This is a genomic window from Lysobacter niastensis, from assembly GCF_031457115.1.
GTDB classification, from domain to species: Bacteria; Pseudomonadota; Gammaproteobacteria; order Xanthomonadales; family Xanthomonadaceae; genus Lysobacter_J; species Lysobacter_J niastensis_A.
On the sequence record NZ_JAVDVY010000001.1, the window covers coordinates 265358 to 280797 of the forward strand.

Annotated in this window: 14 protein-coding genes; 7 read left to right on the forward strand and 7 right to left on the reverse strand. The window is 67.4% G+C overall.

Annotation, left to right across the window (positions count from 1 at the left end):
* Positions 1–76: 76 nt before the first annotated feature.
* Positions 77–1261 carry a DesA family fatty acid desaturase gene (locus J2X06_RS01300; protein ID WP_310057254.1) on the reverse strand — a complete coding sequence of 395 codons (1185 nt, stop codon included), beginning with the start codon at positions 1259–1261 and terminating at the stop codon, positions 77–79.
* 184 nt (positions 1262–1445) lie between these two features.
* Positions 1446–2294 carry a CHAD domain-containing protein gene (locus J2X06_RS01305; protein ID WP_310057257.1) on the reverse strand — a complete coding sequence of 283 codons (849 nt, stop codon included), beginning with the start codon at positions 2292–2294 and terminating at the stop codon, positions 1446–1448.
* Positions 2295–2336: 42 nt separating this feature from the next.
* Between J2X06_RS01305 and mutM the strand changes: the two genes are divergently transcribed.
* The 3 genes from mutM (at position 2337) to J2X06_RS01320 (ending at position 6748) form a co-directional block, all read left to right on the forward strand.
* Positions 2337–3149, forward strand: a complete 813-nt coding sequence (mutM, locus tag J2X06_RS01310; RefSeq protein ID WP_310057259.1) for a bifunctional DNA-formamidopyrimidine glycosylase/DNA-(apurinic or apyrimidinic site) lyase — start codon at positions 2337–2339, stop codon at positions 3147–3149.
* Between the two features lie 103 nt (positions 3150–3252).
* Positions 3253–3816 carry an ECF-type sigma factor gene (locus J2X06_RS01315; RefSeq protein WP_310057262.1) on the forward strand — a complete coding sequence of 188 codons (564 nt, stop codon included), beginning with the start codon at positions 3253–3255 and terminating at the stop codon, positions 3814–3816.
* 109 nt (positions 3817–3925) lie between these two features.
* Complete coding sequence (locus J2X06_RS01320) at positions 3926–6748, forward strand: serine/threonine-protein kinase (protein ID WP_310057264.1); 2823 nt, start codon at positions 3926–3928, stop codon at positions 6746–6748.
* A gap of 17 nt (positions 6749–6765) precedes the next feature.
* Here the strand turns inward: J2X06_RS01320 and J2X06_RS01325 are convergent, their stop codons facing one another.
* The 5 genes from J2X06_RS01325 to J2X06_RS01345 all read right to left on the reverse strand — a co-directional run bounded on the left by J2X06_RS01325 (position 6766) and on the right by J2X06_RS01345 (position 11094).
* Positions 6766–7386 carry a thymidine kinase gene (locus J2X06_RS01325; protein ID WP_310057267.1) on the reverse strand — a complete coding sequence of 207 codons (621 nt, stop codon included), beginning with the start codon at positions 7384–7386 and terminating at the stop codon, positions 6766–6768.
* A gap of 94 nt (positions 7387–7480) precedes the next feature.
* Complete coding sequence (locus J2X06_RS01330; protein WP_310057270.1) at positions 7481–8290, reverse strand: hypothetical protein; 810 nt, start codon at positions 8288–8290, stop codon at positions 7481–7483.
* A gap of 94 nt (positions 8291–8384) precedes the next feature.
* Positions 8385–9158: a hypothetical protein gene (locus J2X06_RS01335; protein ID WP_310057272.1), complete on the reverse strand. Its 774-nt coding sequence runs from the start codon at positions 9156–9158 to the stop codon at positions 8385–8387.
* A 142-nt stretch (positions 9159–9300) separates the two neighbouring features.
* The gene (locus tag J2X06_RS01340) at positions 9301–10179 is read right to left on the reverse strand and encodes a methylglyoxal synthase (RefSeq protein ID WP_310057275.1); all 879 of its coding nucleotides are present in this window, start codon (positions 10177–10179) and stop codon (positions 9301–9303) included.
* A gap of 132 nt (positions 10180–10311) precedes the next feature.
* A complete protein-coding gene (locus J2X06_RS01345; RefSeq protein WP_310057278.1) occupies positions 10312–11094 on the reverse strand; it encodes a hypothetical protein in 783 nt (260 codons plus the stop codon).
* A gap of 301 nt (positions 11095–11395) precedes the next feature.
* On the opposite strand from J2X06_RS01345, the gene J2X06_RS01350 reads away from it, so the two are divergent.
* The 4 genes from J2X06_RS01350 (at position 11396) to J2X06_RS01365 (ending at position 15353) form a co-directional block, all read left to right on the forward strand.
* A complete protein-coding gene (locus J2X06_RS01350) occupies positions 11396–13378 on the forward strand; it encodes a UvrD-helicase domain-containing protein (RefSeq protein WP_310057280.1) in 1983 nt (660 codons plus the stop codon).
* A 6-nt stretch (positions 13379–13384) separates the two neighbouring features.
* Positions 13385–13774: an SMU1112c/YaeR family gloxylase I-like metalloprotein gene (gene gloA2 / locus J2X06_RS01355; protein WP_310057283.1), complete on the forward strand. Its 390-nt coding sequence runs from the start codon at positions 13385–13387 to the stop codon at positions 13772–13774.
* Between the two features lie 99 nt (positions 13775–13873).
* Positions 13874–14365: a GNAT family N-acetyltransferase gene (locus J2X06_RS01360; RefSeq protein ID WP_310057285.1), complete on the forward strand. Its 492-nt coding sequence runs from the start codon at positions 13874–13876 to the stop codon at positions 14363–14365.
* A gap of 73 nt (positions 14366–14438) precedes the next feature.
* Positions 14439–15353: a 5'-nucleotidase, lipoprotein e(P4) family gene (locus J2X06_RS01365; RefSeq protein WP_310057288.1), complete on the forward strand. Its 915-nt coding sequence runs from the start codon at positions 14439–14441 to the stop codon at positions 15351–15353.
* The last annotated feature ends 87 nt before the right edge of the window (positions 15354–15440 follow it).

Here is a 15440-nt window from a genome sequence, read left to right on the forward strand (position 1 = left end):
AATCCTGACAAGAAAAAGCCCGCGCGTGACGGCGCGGGCTTTTTCGGCGGATGCGTGTGCATCAACGGCTGCAAGATCAGGCTCGCGCCGGTGCCAGCGCGTAGCCCTTCAAGCGGGCCGAGAACGCCTGCAGCGCCTGGTTGCCGCTGGCCTCGGCCTCGGCGCACCACGCCTGCAGTTTCGCGAGCGTGGCCTGGGCGTCATGCGAACGGTCGTCGAGCACCTGCGCCAGGCGCTGGCGGTAGTCGGCCAGCGTGGCGATGCTCGGACGCTCGGCCACCCAGGCCTGCAGCTTGGCGCGCTTGTCGTCGTCGAGCCAGCGGCCGCCGTCGGCCAAGCCGTGGCGCAGCTTGCGCGGCAGTTTGAACTTGGCCTCGCGCAGGGCGGGCAAGGTGACGTTGCGGTAGTAGTCGGTCATCGCCTGGAAGCGGATCGCCAGCAGCGCCTTCAGCGTCTCGCCGTCGGGCATGGCGATGTTCGGACGCACGTCGAGTGTCGGCGCAACGCGCAGCACCTTGGCCAGGTGCAGCTTCTCGAGCACCTTGATCGCGCTCCAGCCGATGTCGAACTCCCACTTGCGCAGCGCGAACTTGGCCGAGCTCGGGAAGGCGTGGTGGTTGTTGTGCAGCTCTTCGCCGCCGATCCAGAAGCCCCACGGAGTCAGGTTGGTCGCGGTATCGGTGGTCTCGAAGTTGCGGTAGCCCCACCAGTGGCCCAGGCCGTTGACGACGCCGGCGGCCCAGAAGGGAATCCACAGCATCTGGATCGCCCACACCGCCACGCCGGCGAAGCCGAACAGCGCGAAGCTGATGAACAACATCAGCGTCGGTCCGAACGTCGCGTACCGGGTGTAGAGGTGGCGCTCGATCCAGTCGTCCGGGCAGCCCTTGCCGTACTTCTCGATGTCCTCGCGCTGGCCACGCGCGTCGCGGTACAGCTCGACGCCGCGCCACATCACCGTGTCGATGCCCTTGAACATCGGGCTGTGCGGATCTTCCTCGGTCTCGCACTTGGCGTGGTGCTTGCGGTGGATCGCCGCCCACTCCTTGGTGATCATCGAGGTGGTCAGCCAGGTCCAGAAACGGAAGAAGTGCGCCAGCACCGGATGGAAGTCGACGGCGCGATGCGCCTGGGAGCGGTGCAGGTACAGCGTGACCGAGAAGATGGTCAGTTGCGTGACCACCAGCAAGTAGATCAGCAACTGGCCCCAGCTGGCCTGGACCAGGCCGCCGGCGAGGAAATCGAGCAGGGAAGCAGACATTGAAAACTCCGGAGAACCACGGACGGACCGGCGCAGGCACAGTCCAGCGCGAATGATGCCAGCAGGGCCGCACCCTTCGCGCGGGTATGGCCTTGAACTGTGATGGGGACGTTCAGGCCCCCTGGCAAGCCCGTTATCTGTGCATTATCGAGCCCGTTCGCAGGCCCGCCGTCAGGACTGGCCGCTATTCAGCTGAGGCCTTGGCAATGCGCTTGCGCAGACGCGCCAGAGCCGGCTTGGCGTAGCTTCGCAGGGCCTCGCGCTCGGTCGGACTGAACGGGGAGCCGGACCCGCAGTGATCCAGCAGCAGCGTCAGGTCCTGCGCCTGGCCCAGTCGCTCGGTGGTGCGCTTGTCGAACAGGTCCGGGGCGCCGGCCGCCGGACCGAGGCCAATGGCGTCCAGGGCGCGCCGCTGCTGCGAAGCCCGTCGGGCGCGCCGGCGCCAGCGATGCCAGTCGGCGTCCTCCATGGTGTGGACCGCGCGCGATTTCGCGTCCTGCATCCGCGCGTCGCTATCGGCCAGCGCGACGCGCAGCGCGGAAGGCGTCAGCCGTTGCCACGCCAGGGCCGGCAGCGCCGCACGCAACACGGCGATCAGTTCGCGCCGCTGGACCAGGTCCGGGTCCAGGAGCAACTCGGTCTCGGCGCGGGTGGCACGCGCGGCTACCGCGGCGTCGTGGCCCTGTTTCAGCCACTGTCGCGTCTCGTCGCCAAGCTTGCCTTCCAGCAGGCGTTCCAGCGTTTCGACCAGGGCATGCACGTCGCGCAGGTCCGACAGGCCGGTGTTGGTGCGGCGCAGCCCGCGGTCGATCAGTGCGGCTCCGGGGCCGAGGATGCCGTTACCCAGATTGAGCACTGCGCGGGTCCGGCGCAGTGCCTTGCGGGCTCGATGGACGCCCTCGTGCACGGCCTCGCCCGGTTCGCCCAGGGCGGTGTGGGCCTGTTCCAGTTCGCCCAATGCGTAGACAAGCAGCGCCTCTCCCGGCGGTGGCATCGTCGGGGAAGGGTTGGCATTGGCCTGGGTTGGGGGCACTGGCGAACCGTTCTGTCTTGACGTGAATAGTACGCTGGTGGCATGCCCGAGCTACCTGAAGTCGAAACCACCCGTCGTGGCCTGGCGCCGCATGTCGAGGGCCGCATCGTCACCGCCGCGACCCTGCGCCGGCCCGACCTGCGCTGGCCAATATCGCCGGAGATCTCCGAGGTGCTGCCCGGCCAGCGCATTGACGCCGTGCGCCGCCGCGCCAAGTACCTGCTGTTGGATACCGTCGCAGGCAGCGCGCTGCTGCACCTGGGCATGTCGGGCAACCTGCGCGTGGTCCCGGCCGATACGCCGGTGCGCGCGCACGACCACGTCGATCTCGCGCTCGATTCGGGCCGGCTGCTGCGCTTCAACGATCCCCGACGGTTCGGCTGCCTGCTGTGGCAGGCGCCCGGGGAGGTGCACGAATTGCTGGCAGGGCTGGGTCCGGAGCCGCTTTCGGAAGACTTCGATGGCGACTACCTGTTCGCGACGAGCCGCGGGCGCAGCGCGCCGGTGAAGACCTTCCTGATGGACCAGCGGGTCGTGGTCGGTGTCGGCAACATCTACGTGGCCGAGGCGTTGTTCGCGGCTGGCGTGTCGCCACTGCGCGCGGCCGGCAAGGTCTCGAGGGATCGCTATGCGCAGCTGGCAGACGCCATCCGCCGCATCCTCGGCCACGCCATCACCCGCGGCGGCACGACGTTGCGCGACTTCATCAGCCCCGACGGTGCGCCGGGCTACTTCGAGCAGGAACTGTCGGCTTACGGCCGCGGCGGTGAGCCCTGCCCGCGCTGTGGACGCCCCCTTAAACAGGCGCCCATCGGCCAGCGCGCCACGGTGTGGTGCACCCACTGCCAGCGTTGAGCACGCCACCGACTAGCCTGTTCACGCAATTTCGGTGCCAGTTCTTCACACGCCACTCCGATGGGGGACGCGTTATAGTCGACCCCTAACCAGTGGGGGAGTCATGGCCGATACCGCCGACATCACGCTACTGCTGGACGCAGCACGTGAAGGTGACCGCGGCGCGTTGGATCGCGTCCTGTCCACGCTCTACCAGGAGCTTCACACGATGGCCCGGCGGCAACTCGCCGGCCAGCACGGCCAGACACTCGATGCGACCGCGCTCGTGCACGAGGCTTATCTCAAGCTCGTCGGACGCCGCGAGGCGCAGTTCGACGATCGCGCACATTTCTTCGCCTACGCCGCTTCGGCAATGCGCAGCGTCGTCGTCGATTACGCACGCCAACGACTGGCGCAAAAGCGCGGCGGCGACCTGCACCGCGTCACCGAATTACCGGACGACGTCGAAGGCGGCCTGCGCCTGGACGAGGAGACACTCGGCCTGGACACGGCCCTGACCAAGCTGGCCGGCGTCGACCCGCGCCTGGCGCACGTGGTGGAGCTGCGCTACTTCGCCGGATTGTCCGAACTCGAAATCGCCGCGCTGCTGCAACGCTCCGAACGCAGCATCCGCCGCGACTGGCAAAAGGCCCGCCTGTACCTGCTGGCCTCGCTGAAAGAAACCTGAGGCCCGCATGTCTTCCCGCGCTCCACGTTCGGGCTCGGGCTTGGCTCCGCGACGGGCCCGACGCGTTACGTCCGCGACTGCTTCCGGCGCAGTGATGACCTGAGCCTCCATGGACACCGAGCGCTGGCAACGGTTGTCTCCCCTGCTCGACACGCTCTTCGAGCTGGACGCCAACGAACGCGTGGAGCGACTGCGCGTGCTGCGCGACGTGGACCCGGCGCTGGCCGACGAAGTCGAGTCGCTGATGGCGCTGGAGCAGGACAGCGAGGACTTCATGGCCGAGCCGCTGGTTGCGCCGCTGTTGGGGGCGCGCGCCGGCGGCGAGATCGGTCCGTATCGGCTGGAAAGCATGCTCGGCGAAGGCGGCATGGGCCAGGTCTGGCTGGCGGCGCGCGCCGATGGGCTGTACCAGCGCCGCGTCGCACTGAAGCTGCTGCGTCCCGGCCTGACCGACACCAACCTGCGGCTGCGCTTCACGCGCGAGCGGCAGATCCTGGCACGGCTGGCGCATCCGCACATCGCGCGCCTGCTCGATGCCGGCGTCAGCAGCGACGGATTGCCGTACCTCGCGCTGGAGTACGTCGAAGGCGAGCCGATCACTGACTACTGCCGCAACCACCGCACGCCGCTGGAAGCGCGGCTGCGCATGTTCCAGCAGATCTGCGACGCGGTCAGCCACGCGCACGCCAACCTGATCGTCCACCGCGACCTCAAGCCGTCCAACATCCTGGTGACGCCGGGCGGCGACATCCGCCTGCTCGATTTCGGCATCGCCAAGCTGCTCGACAGCGATGCGCCGATGGTCGAGCAGACGCGCACCGGCGTGCGCACTTTCACGCTGCACTACGCCGCGCCCGAGCAGATCCGCGGCGAGCCGGTCACGACGATGACCGACGTGTACTCGCTGGGCGTGGTGCTGTACGAGCTGCTCACCGACACCAAGCCCTACAAGCTCAAGCGCCAGACCGATGCGGAGTGGGAGGAGGCGATCCTCGCCGCCGATCCGCAACGACCCTCGCAGACGGTGCAGCGCCATGCCGAGGACGCCGAGGCCGACACGCCGTTGCTGCGACGCCGCGCGCGCCAGCTCGCCGGCGACCTCGACAACATCGTGCTCAAGACGCTGTCCAAGCGACCCGAGCAGCGCTATCCCTCCGTCGAGGCGCTGGCGTTGGACCTGCAGCGCTACGACTCCGGGCGGCCGGTGCAGGCACGTCCGCAAAGCCTGGGCTACCGCTTCAACAAGTACGTGCATCGCCATCGTTGGGCGCTGGCGACCGGGTCGGTGGTTGCGCTGGTGTTGAGCATGGCGCTGCTGATCGTGGCCTGGCAGGCGCGCCAGGCGGTGGCCGAGGCCAGCCGCGCGCAGGCGATGCAGGACTTCATGGTCGGCCTGTTCGCCAGCGCGGGGGGGTCGGCAGAAGGGCAGTCGCTCGACCTTCGCGGCCTGCTCGACGCCGCCGTCGAGCGTGGCAATCGCGAGCTGGCACGCCAGCCACGCGCACGTGCGGAACTGTTCGGGGTGATCGCACGCGGCCGCATCGGCCTGGGCGACTATCGAGAGGCCAAAGCGCTGCTCGACCGGCAGGCCGCGATCATCGCCAACACCGGCTCGATCCCGTTGAGCTTGTTGTTGGAATCGCTGACCTTGCGCGGCCAGGTGCTGGGGCAGCTTGGCGACGCCCGTGAGTGCATCGATCTGATGCTGCCGCAGCTGGCGACGGTGCGGCGCGAGCAGGCGCAGCTGCCGTCGCAGTCGAGCGCGTTCTATTCGCAGCTGGGCCGCTGTCGCCGCGCCAACGGCGAAAGACAGGGTGCACGGCAGCTGTTCGAGCGATCACTGGCACTGCGCCGTGAAATCGGCGATACCGTCGGCGAAGTCGAGAACCGGATGGACCTGGCCGGATTGCAGGTCGATGTGGGCGCGAACGCGCTTGCATTGAATCGGTATCGCGATGCGCTGAACCAGTTGCGTAACGCCGCGGGTGACCGTCATCCGCTGCTGATCCCCCTGCATCGCAACCTGGCCATGCTGCAGCGGAAGATTGGCCAGCCGGAGGGCGCCGAACGCGACCTGATTGGCGCGCTGGCGATCGCACTCGACCTCAACGGCGCCCAGCATGCGGTGACCTTGCAGGTACGCCGCGAGTTGGCCGAAGCGCGGGTCGACCAAGGCCACTTTGCCGATGCCGCGCGTGAGTTGCGCGAGGTACACCGGCGGCTGGTCGAGCGGCACGGCCCCGGGCATGAGAGTCTGGCGGAGAGCTATCACGAACTCGCTCTGGTGCAATGGGAGCTGGGCCAGGTCGACGAAGCCCTGGCGTCGCTGTCGCGGGCGGCGGTGATGTACCGACGCGCAGGTCGCGACGAACTGCTGGCCAAGGTGCGTTTCGACCAGGCCCAGGTGCTGCACGCCCTCGGACGCGACGCCGACGCGCGGCCGTTGCTGCAGGAGTCGCGCAAGCTGCGCGAACTGCGCTTTGGCGCGGAGTACCCCGTGGTGGGCGATACCGACAGGCTCATGGGCGAAATCCTGGTGGCGATGAACGAGCACGCGGCGGGCATGGGGCATCTGGCCAACGCGGTGCGCTTGACCCGCAACGGCTACGGCCCCACACATGCCGGCACGCGCCGCGCCGAGTTGGCCCTGGCCCGTCAACAGGCGCTCGACGGCGATGAGGCCGCGCTGGTGAAACTGGACAGCCTCGCTGCTATTGCGGCGAACGATCCCGCATTGCGGCAGGTGGCCTGGCTGGCTGGCGGTTATGCGGCGCAACTGCGTTGCAGTGGTCCACAACAGGATCGCGCGGCGCGCACACTGAGCAACCTGCGCGGCAGGCTGCAGCAGATGCAACCCGATGGCAGCGCGGTGGCCCGGGAAATCGCCGAGCTCAGCAGCGAGTGCCAGGCCGAGCGCGTCGCCCGGCGCTGACTTCGGACGCAGGCCGGTTACAACGGCAGCGACGGCTGCAGCGGCTCGATTTCGCCTTCGCCGCGCATCACCTTCTTGTACTCGGCACGCGAAACCGACACGTAACGGTCGTTGCCTCCGATCTCGACCTGCGGCCCCTCGCGCACCGCGCGGCCTTGTGCATCCACGCGCACGACCATGGTGGCCTTCTTGCCGCTGTGGCAGATGGTCTTGATCTCGGTCATCTCGTCGGCCCATGCCAGCAGGTACTGGCTGCCCTCGAAAAGCTCGCCGCGAAAATCCGTGCGCAGCCCGTAGCACAGCACCGGGATGCGCAGCAGGTCGACGACCTCGGTCAACTGCCACACCTGGGCCTTGCTGAGGAATTGCGCTTCGTCGACCAGCACGCAATGCAGCGCGCCGTGCGCGACGATGTCGCGCCGGATGATCGTTTCCAGGTCGTCGTCGCGATCGAAGGCGATGCCGTCGGCGCGCAGGCCGATGCGCGAGGCCACGGTGCCCGCGCCGGCACGGTCGTCCAGCCGTGGCGTCAGGATCGCCACGCGCATGCCGCGCTCGCGGTAGTTGTGCGCCGACTGCAGCAGCGTGGTGGTCTTTCCGGCGTTCATCGCCGAGTAGTAGAAGTAGAGCTTGGCCATGGGCACAGTGTAGTGAGTCGGCTCATGCGGCCGCACGCCTTGACATGCGACGCGGGAGTCGTCGCACGCGGCGGCGCTCCCGTCGTCCAGTGCCTTACTTGTCGGCGTCCTGCCCTGGGTCGGCCTTGTCGGCGGCGGGCACTTTGCGCACGTCGCCCACGTTGACCTGGCCTGCGCCGATCTGCCTGAGCAGCGCCTTCAGGCTGAGATCCTCGCCCTGCCAGTAGGCGGCAGGACGTGTACGGTTAGCGGCGTAATACTCGGCGCCGATCGTCTTTTCCGGGCCCAAGCTGGAGCGGGCGCCGCTGGCCCACAATTCGGGGCGCCCCATCGATATGTCCAGCTTCGATGTCAGCAGGCCGACGCGGGAACCGGTCTGGGTGCGCATGAACCGACGCAGTTCCGCATCGGCGCGTTTGCGCGTCGCGTCGTCCCCGTACCTGGCGAAGTATTGCGGGCCGATCTCGAGCGCGCGGCGCTGCTGGTTCGGATCGAGCCCGTTCCAGATACGTTCCCGGATCTGCAGCAGGTCCGCGTTGTTGCCGCGCTCGGCGGCCAGGTCGGCCCAGACGTAGGCCAGGGCCGGGTCGCGATCGACGCCGTCGCCGTTCCAGTACATCAGCGTCAGGAAGTGCTGCGACAGTTTGTCGCCGTAGGACGCCGCCCGCTCGAAATGCCTGCGTGCCTCGTCGACGCGGCCGTTGTCGTAGGTCCAGATGCCGTGCCAGCGGCTGAGTTCGTTGGGGTGTCCCGAGGCCTGCAGCACGGCGGTGTTGTAGGTGTCGAAGTTGATGGCCCGCGGTTCGGTGACGGGATTTTCCTGCGTGGGTCCCTCCATGGCCTGCGCCGGCATCAGCACCAGCGCGAGGGCGATCGACAACAACGTTGCAGCATGCGAAACCATGACGTGCTCCTTGTCGGGTGATCGGTAGATGTTCGGTCCGGCACGAAATTTTGGCGGACGTTACGCCATCCTTCCCTGCGACTCCAGCGCACGCTTAATGGCCGTCGCGGTCGTCGTCCCTGTCGGAGGCCTTGCGCACCTCGCCTATCTCGACCCGTGCCTCGAACAGGGCGCGCAGATGCTTGTCCTCGGCCTTCCAGTACGCGGCGGGCTCGGTGCGACGGGCGGCGTAGTATTCCGTGCCGGTCGTCCTGATCTGGCCGAAACCCGACATGCCCCTTCCCGACCACGGGTCGGGAGGACCCAGCCATATGTCCAGCTTCGATGTCTGCGCGCCGACGCGGCTGCCGGTCTGGTTCCGCATGAAGCGGCGCAACTCGGCGTTCATGCGCTTTTGCGCCACCGCGTCGCCATAACGCGCGTGATAGCCCGGTCCGATCTCGCGCACCTGTTGACGCTGCTGGGGGGTCAACTCGTCCCAGATCCGCTCGCGCAGGTGCAGCAGGTCCTGGCTGGTGCCGCGCTCGGCCGCGAGGTCGGCCCATACGTAAGCCACGACGGGATCGCGGGCGGCGCCTTCATCGCCGTTCCAGTACATCAGCGTCAGCGCGTGCTGCGAGAGTTTGTCTCCGTACATCGCGGCCCGCTCGAAAAACTCGCGGGCCTCGTCGATGCGGCCGTTCTGATACGCCCACAGACCGTGCCAGCGGTTGAGCTCGTTGGGGTGCCCGGAAGCCTCCAGTAAGGCGGTCTCGTAAGTGTCCAGGGTGAGCGTGTGCTGCTCGCCGGCGCGCGCGGCGGGCAGCGCCAATGCCATCGCCAGGGCGATCGTGAAATACCTGGAAAAACGCGTGGTCCGACGGGCCATGTCGTGCTCCTTGTCCGGAGTTCCACTGCATGGGCGGTCTCGATGCGACCGCTTCCGCAAGGACGATACGCCCGGTTCGATGCCGCCAGCAAATCCGCCGGGAAGGCGTCATGGCGCATTGCGCCGTCGCGATGACGCCACGTCAATTTTTACGGCGTACACGGGCCATTGCGGCCATCGCCCAGTGTTGCGCCACCGCCGGCGAAGTGACGCAGACGGCGTCGTCGGTGACGGTCGTGACGGCGCGCTCGAGCAGTTGGATGTCGGCCTCGTGCTGGCGCGCCACGTGCGGGTCCTCGAAGAAGATCGCGCGCTGGCAGCGTCGTTCCAGCACCAGGTCGGCGATCTGCGCGTCGCCGCCCATCGGACCACTTTCGTAGCGATGAGCCCAGGTTTGCTCCTGCGGCCAGCCGCGGCTCCACGCCATCTCGTTGAGGCGCTGCCCGGTGGTTCCGGTGGCGACGCGACGCGCGAAGCGCGACAGCAGGTCGAAGTGCTCGGCGGCATAGGCCAGCATCTGCGGCTTCATCGCGTCGTGCGCGATCAGTGCGATCGTCTGCAATTCGAATGCATGAAGGCTGTCCGCACCGGGATCAGGCGCATATCCGGCCTGGATGCGCGCGACCTCGATCCAGTCTCGCGCGCCAGCGACGGTGGTGATGAACGGCTTGCCGTGGATCACGCACTGGCGCTTGAGCGCGACCGCTTCGGGAAACGTCGAGGAAGGATCGACCGGATCGATCAGGTAGATCGCGCCGTCGAGCGTGCGCTGCGGTTCACCGAGGCCGACGACTTCCGCCACCAGGTTCATCAGGCCGCCTTCGCGGCCGTAGGGATAGCGTCGCAATCCGCCGTAGCCCGGCAGCATGCCCGCCGCGACGATCGCGTCGCAGGTGCGTCCCACGGCGTGAAGATGCAGGTCGAGTTCGCGGATGCCCGCTTCGCAGGCACGCAGCCAGCGGAACAGGGCAGCCTCTTCGCCGAGGTGGTGGAGACGGTTCGCGGCCAGGCCCAGGCGCATGGCAGTCCTTGTGCGGGCGGGGCCACCAGTCTAAGGGGGGATCCGCGTCCACTTGGGCCTGCATGCGCCGCCTGCTACGCCTGCGGATGGCGCACTCGCCATCCGCAGGAAGAAGCGCCTTGAGGGTCGGCGTTACGGTTTGGTGTTCCGTGCCGGTGCCACCGGTCCGATGCCGACGCTGCCCCGGTTGCCGAGCTCGGCGTCCTGTGCGGCCCAGTACGTGTCCATCTGGGTCCGCTCGGCGGAGTAGAACTCATCGCCCTCGACGGTGCCGGCCGAGTTGGCCGAAGCGGTCATCATGCCGGACGTCGAATTACCGAACGTTCCCTGGATCGGGCCGCCCTGGGTGATGTCGATCTGCTGGTTGCGATAGCCCAACCGGCTTCCGGTCATGCTGCGCGCGAAGCGGCGGATCTCGGTTTCGGCGCGCGGCTGGGCGGTCTCGTCACCGTACCTGGCGTAGTAATCCGGTCCCAGCGACGTTACCTGCTGCTGTTCCTGCGGTGTCAGGCCGGCCCACATCTTTTCGCGGATCGCAAGCAGCGGTACCGAGCCACGCTCGGCCGCGAGGTCGGCCCAGATATAGGCGCGAGCCTTGTCGACAGGTACGCCCTCGCCATACCAATAGATCAGGCTCAGGTAGTGCTGCGAGTACTTGTCGGCATAAAAGGCCGCGCGTTCGAACCGGGTCACGGCCTCGTCGTAGTGGCCGCTCAGGTAGGACTTCAGTCCGTGCAGGCGCCACTCCTCGTTCGGGTGACCGATGGCTCCCTTCAGTTCTCCATCCACTCCCATGAAATCGGGGGTGACAAGCTTGAGTGGTTCCTGGGTGGACGACTGCTCGGCTGACGCGCCGAAGGCGGCCAGGCCCAGCATGACGGCCAGCCATGCTCCCTTTCTGCAATACGTATTCATGTTCAACCTCCTGCTCGGAGAGAATCGGGCTCGATGCCATCACAGCGCGAAACATGGCTCTGGGAAAGCACCACTCATCGCGGATCGGATGAGGCCAAATCCGCTGCTGTCGAGGTGCTGGCCGCGAACTCCAGCGGCCCGACGGCGACCTCGTCGGATGGGGACATCGCGGCCGTCCAGCGGGTGTGAAGCTCGTTCAGGTCCATTGCTCGCCTGAATAGCCCAGCCCCGTGGCCGCGACAGGTCGCAGGTCGGTACTGGCACAATACGCCGCCGCGTCCGCGGCAGTAAACACGACTAAATGCACGGTCTGAACCCCCCTCAACGCGCCGCCGTCCTGAACACCGACGGCCCCCTGCTCGTGCTCGCCGGCGCCGGCAGCGGCAAGACGCGCGTGATCGTCGAGAAGATCGCGCACCTGATCTCGTCCGGCCGCATGCCGGCCAGGCGCATCGCCGCCATCACCTTCACCAACAAGTCGGCGAAGGAAATGAAGGAGCGCGTCGCCAAGCGCATCAAGGGCGACGCAGCCGAGGGGCTGACTGTCTGCACCTTCCACGCGCTCGGGTTGAAGTTCCTGCAGATCGACCACGCCAAGGCCGGCCTGCGTCGCGGCTTCTCGGTGTTCGACAGCGACGACAGCGCCGCGCAGATCAAGGACCTGCTGCCGCCGGGCAGCAAGCCCGACGCGATCGACGACATGCGCAACCTGATCTCGCGCGCCAAGAACGCCGGCCTGTCGCCGGAAGAGGCGTTGGCGGTGTCCAAGAGCCCGCGCGAGATGGAAGCGGCGCTGCTGTACCAGCGCTACCAGGCGCGGCTGAACACCTTCAACGCAGTCGACTTCGACGATCTGATCCGCCTGCCGGTGCAGATCCTGGAATCCGACGAGTCCGTGCGACTGGCGTGGCGCGAACGCATCGGCTACCTCCTGGTCGACGAGTGCCAGGACACCAATGATGCGCAGTACCGCCTGCTCAAGGCCCTGGCCGGCGACAAGGGGCTGTTCACCTGCGTGGGCGACGACGACCAGTCGATCTACGCCTGGCGTGGCGCCAACCCCGACAACCTGCTGCAGCTGGGCAAGGATTACCCGGCGCTGCAGATCGTCAAGCTGGAGCAGAACTACCGCTGCTCCAACCGCGTGCTGCGCACGGCCAACGCCCTGATCGCACACAACCCGCACGAATACCCCAAGACGCTCTGGAGCGACCAGGCCGACGGCGAGCGCATCCGTGTGTGGGAATGCCGCGATGGCGCGCACGAGGCGGAGAAAGTCGCCGGCGAGATCCACTTCCTCGCCGCCGCCAAGCAGGCGCCGTGGAGCGATTTTTGCATCCTGTTCCGCGGCAATCACCAGAGCCGCGCGCTGGAGAAGGCATTGCAGCTGCTGCGCGTGCCGTACCATCTTTCCGGCGGCACCGCATTCCTGGAACGCGGCGAAGTAAAGGACGCGCTGGCCTGGCTGCGCCTGATCGCCAATCCGGACGACGACGCGGCCTTCCTGCGCGCGGTGCAGTCGCCCAAGCGCGAAGTCGGCGCGACCACGCTGGCCAAGCTGGCGGAACTTTCTCAGCACGCGGGCATGCCGATGTCGCGTGCCTGCGAGCAGATCGGCCTGCTCAAGCAACTGGCGCCGCGCGCATCCAACGCGCTCGACGGCTTTGCCAACATCATCCGCCACCTGCGTGGCGAGGCGCAGCGGATCGCGCCCGGCGAACTGGTGCGCGTGCTGGCCGAAAAGAGCGGCCTGCTCGCCGCGATTCGCGCGCAATGCAAGGACGAGGCCAGCTACCAGCGGCGCAAGGAGAACCTGGAAGAACTGTCGGAGTGGTTCGAGGGCGGCAAGGGTGCAGGGCCCGGTGAGTTGGCCGCGCAGCTGGCGCTGCTGTCGCATGCCGACAAGGGCGACGCCGGCAATCAGGTGCGTCTGATGTCGCTGCACGCGGCCAAGGGCCTGGAGTTCCGCTACGTCTTCATCGTCGGTATGGAGGACGGCACGCTGCCGCACGAGATGGCGTTGGAAGAAGGCTCGCTGGAAGAGGAGCGCCGCCTGCTCTACGTGGGCATCACCCGCGCCAAGGAGCAGTTGTGGCTCTCGCATTCGCGCGAGACCCAGCGCTGGGGCGACAAGATCCGACTGCGGCCGAGCCGCTTCTTCGACGAGCTTCCGGCCGCCGAGATCCAGCGCGACGGTGCCGATCCCGTCGCCGATGCCGCCCGCAAGCAGGAGCGTGCCGTCGCGGGCTTCGCCGCGATTCGCGCGCTGCTGGACGAGGGCTGAGACAAGATGCAGCTGCGCCGCGTCCACCACGTCGCGATCATCTGTTCCGACTACGCGCGATCAAAGCATTTCTATACGCAGGTGCTGGGCCTGCGCGTGCTGGCCGAGGCGTACCGCGAGGCGCGCGACTCGTACAAGCTCGACCTGGCGTTGCCGGACGGCACGCAGCTGGAGCTGTTTTCGTTTCCGTCGCCGCCCCCGCGCCCGTCGTATCCCGAGGCCTGCGGACTGCGTCATCTCGCCTTCGAAGTCGACGATGTCGCGGCGGCCGCCGAACGGCTGAAAGGGCAGGGCATCGAGGTGGAGCCGCTGCGTGTCGACGAGTTCACCGAACGCCGCTTCACCTTCTTCGCCGACCCGGACGGATTGCCGATCGAGTTGTACGAGGTCGGCTGAATTCCGAGCCGTCATCTCGGCTTTCGCTGGGATGACGAGCTGTGCGCCCTCGCGCAGGACAGTTATCGCTGTGGCTCCCTCCAACTTCCGAGTGTTTCGATGGACCCCGACATCCGCCCGGCACGTACCACCGACTACCGCGACATCCTCGCCCTCAATCTCGAATCCGAGGCGATGCTCAGTCCACTGGATGAGGCACGGCTGGCGCAGCTGGACTCGCAGGCGGCGTATCACCGTGTCCTGTGTGACCAAGGGCGCGTGGCCGCCTTCCTGCTCGCGTTCCGCGAAGGCGCGGATTACGACAGCCCCAACTACCTCTGGTTCGCACAGCGCTACGAGCGATTCCTTTACATCGACCGCGTCGTGGTCGCCGCCTCGCACCAGGGGCGCGGGCTCGGGGCACAGCTGTACCGTGACCTGTTCGCCTTCGCGCGCGAGCACGCCATCGACGCGGTGACCTGCGAGTTCTATGTGCAGCCGCCGAACGAGGCGTCGCGACGCTTCCATGCCGGTTTCGGCTTCCATGAAGTCGGCACGCAGTGGGTGGCCGGCGGGACCAAGCAGGTGTCGCTGCAGATCGCCACGCCGTAGGAAGCGGGGCCGACACGTACGCACAGCGGGGCTCGGCTACACTCGCGCCCCAGTCCGTCACCGCCGATACGCAATGCAACATCGAGTCCTGAGCCTCTCCCTTCTCGCCTGCGCGCTCGCCCTGGGCGCGTGCCAGCGCACCGACACCGCGCCGGCCAAGCCACTGAAGCCGGCCGCGGCGACCGTGCCGGCCAGCGCGCCGAAGAGCGCCACGAGGCCCGACGACAACCTCAACGCCGTGCTGTGGATGCAGGCCTCGGTCGAGTACCGGGCCAGCGCGATCACGATCTACCGCGCGGCCGCCGACCGGCTCGATCGTGCCCTGAAGGAAAAGCACTGGGACGCCCTGGTGCCGGATGAGCGCGGCAACGCGGCCACTGGCCTGGCGCCGGCGGTGATCATGGACGTCGATGAGACCGTGCTGGACAACTCGCCCTACCAGGCGCGGCTGATCCGCGACGGCAAAGAGTTCGACGAGGTCACCTGGGATGCCTGGGTCGCCGAGAAGAAGGCCAAGCCACTTCCCGGCGTGGTCGATTTCGCCAAGGCCGCGGCCGCCAGGGGCGTGACCATCCTGTACCTGTCCAATCGTGCCGAGCACCTGCAGGAAGCGACGCTGGCCAACCTGCGCGCGGCCGGCATGCCGGTGAAGGACGACAGCGTGTTCCTGGGCCTGGGCACGGTTGTCGACGACTGCGAGCAGAACGGGAGCGAGAAGAACTGCCGCCGCCGCCTCGCCGGCCAGAAGTACCGCGTGCTGATGCAGTTCGGCGACCAGATCGGCGACTTCGTCCAGGTCGTCGCCAACACTCCGGCCGGCCGATCGCAGTTGCTGGACGATTACCGCGACTGGTTCGGCGAGCGCTGGTGGATGCTGCCCAACCCCAGCTACGGCGGCTGGGAGCCGGCGTTGTTCAACAACGACTTCGCCCAGCCGCGCGAGGCGCGCCGCGAAGCCAAGCGCCAGGCGCTGGACGTGGCGCCCTGAGCGGGATTGGTGCAGCGCATGAAATATAAAAACATTTGAATTCAATAATTTGAGTGCTATTTATTGACGTGTTGCATTAGGTTGCAG